The following is a 618-nucleotide window of genomic DNA, read 5'->3' as shown; positions in this document are numbered from 1 at the left end:
TACATCGTCTGCAGAAACTTCAAGAACGTTTACGACAACTGCATCTTCTTTCGGACCCATTGCCAATACACCGTTGATGTTGTGAACGTAGTTCTTTCCATTTGCATTCTGGCATACGATGTTGTATTCGCCTTCAGCGTCCTTGCTTGCAAATTCGAAGCTGAACTGGAAGTTCTTAACACCTCCTTTAACTTCGTGTTTCAAACCGTCTTTTGAAGTACCTTTAGCAACAGAAACAGTGTCGATCTTGGCAGCAGCATCCAAAGCGGGAACTAACAATGTATCCTGAGCCATGATAGAAGCTGTGCGGAACATAACGCGGTTTGCACCTGTACCATAGATGTACGGAAGTTCTTTGTTTGCATCCTTTGCAGCAGCAGAGTCTACAGAGTTCCACATATACAGACGGCTTGCAGCAACTTCTTCAGTGGCCTTAACACCCTTCGTGATGTAGTAAGTGTAAGGAGCAGCATTGTCATAATGAGCGGTATCCAACCAGAAGATAAAGTCTAAGTTGCTATAAGCATCAGCCTTCAAATCACCTTCGCGAACAGCGATACCCTGGTTAGCGCCGTTAACAGTAGCATAGTCGCCGTTGATTGCCTGGATGCGTACGTG

1 pseudogene is annotated in these 618 nt (G+C 45.5%); it reads right to left on the bottom strand.

Annotation, left to right across the window (positions count from 1 at the left end):
* Positions 1 to 618 (bottom strand): annotated as a pseudogene (locus H8S65_RS20870) (hypothetical protein); the annotation flags it as partial.

This window comes from Parabacteroides hominis, assembly GCF_014287585.1.
GTDB classification, from domain to species: Bacteria; Bacteroidota; Bacteroidia; order Bacteroidales; family Tannerellaceae; genus Parabacteroides; species Parabacteroides hominis.
The sequence above is the reverse complement of the archived record's forward strand: the minus strand, read 5'-3'. Positions and strand labels throughout refer to the sequence as shown.